Annotated in this window: 2 protein-coding genes; both read right to left on the bottom strand. The window is 66.4% G+C overall.

Features of this window, described 5'->3' with window-relative positions; translation table 11 throughout:
* Positions 1-694: ABC transporter ATP-binding protein (locus EN742_RS35290; RefSeq protein WP_148670543.1), on the bottom strand; the 694-nt coding region annotated here is incomplete at its 3' end.
* On the bottom strand, positions 691-1,292 hold a 602-nt coding region (locus tag EN742_RS35285), incomplete at its 5' end, for an HlyD family efflux transporter periplasmic adaptor subunit (protein WP_128333904.1). The genes EN742_RS35290 and EN742_RS35285, both read right to left, overlap by 4 nt.

Genomic DNA, 1,292 nt, shown 5'->3' with positions numbered 1-1,292 from the left:
GACCCTGCACCACGAAGGTGGTGAGCCCGGCATTCTTCACCACCTCTTCCACAGTGCCGGTGGCCAGCATCTTGCCGTAGGAGATGTAGCTGATGCGGTGGCAGCGCTCGGCCTCGTCCATATAATGGGTGGAGACCAGCACGGTCAGGCCGCCGCTCGCCAGCCGGTGGATCTCGTCCCAGAATTCTCGCCTTGCCTTGGGATCGACGCCCGCCGTCGGCTCGTCGAGCAGAAGCAGCCTCGGCTTGTGCATGATGCAGGCGGCGAGCGCCAGCCGCTGCTTCCAGCCGCCCGACAGCGTGCCGGCGAGCTGGTTCCGGCGTGTCGTCAGGCCAAGCTCCTCCAGCGTCCGCGCCACATGCTCCTCGACCGGTCTCAGCTGGTAGAGCCGGGCCACGAATTCGAGGTTCTCGCCGATCGTCAGATCCTCGTAGAACGAGAATTTCTGCGTCATGTAGCCGACTTCGCGCTTGATCCTGAGCGCATCGGTGCGGATGTCGAGGCCGAGCACCGTGCCTTCGCCCTCGTCCGGCGTGAGCAGTCCGCACATGATGCGGATGGTCGTCGTCTTGCCCGAGCCGTTCGGCCCCAGGAAGCCGACGATCTCACCCTCGGCCACCGTCATCGTCACGTGGTCGACGACGGTCTTGTTGCCGAAGCGCTTGACCAGGCCATGGACGTCGATGGCGTTCATTTTCCGGCATCCGCCAGGTCGACGTCGACGATCTGCCCGGGCTGCAGCGGGCCGGCATCGCCCTCCGGCCGCGCCTCGACCAGAAACACCAGCTTCTGCCGGTTCTCCAGCGAATAGATCACCGGCGGCGTAAACTCCGGATCCGGCGACACATAGCTGACGCGCGCCCTCAGATCAGGCCCGCAGCCGTCGCAATGGACGCTGAGCAGCGCACCGACCTTGACCGAGGAGAAGGCGCTTTCCGGTACATAGACGCTGACCTTCACGGCGCCGTCCGGCAGTATCGAGATGACAGGCGCCGTCGGGCCGGCGGTGTCGCCCGGATTGCGGATCACGTCGTTGACGCGACCGGGCGAAGGCGCCGTCAGCACGCGCTTGGACAGCCGCCACTGAGCCTGTCCCAGGGCCGATTGCGCCTGCTTGACCTGGTTGTCGGCGGCCTTGATCGTTTCCGGGCGTGCCGGCAGACCGCCGACAGCGAGGTTGGCTTCGGCCTGGCCGACCTGCGCGTTGGCCGTCTCCAGCGCGGCCGACGCCGTATCGTAATCTGCCTGCGTGCCGGTGCCGCGCTTGTAAAGGTCGCTGGCGCGGTCATAGC

This window comes from Mesorhizobium sp. M4A.F.Ca.ET.020.02.1.1, from assembly GCF_004022645.1.
Lineage (GTDB): Bacteria > Pseudomonadota > Alphaproteobacteria > Rhizobiales > Rhizobiaceae > Mesorhizobium.
The sequence above is the reverse complement of the archived record's forward strand: the minus strand, read 5'-3'. Positions and strand labels throughout refer to the sequence as shown.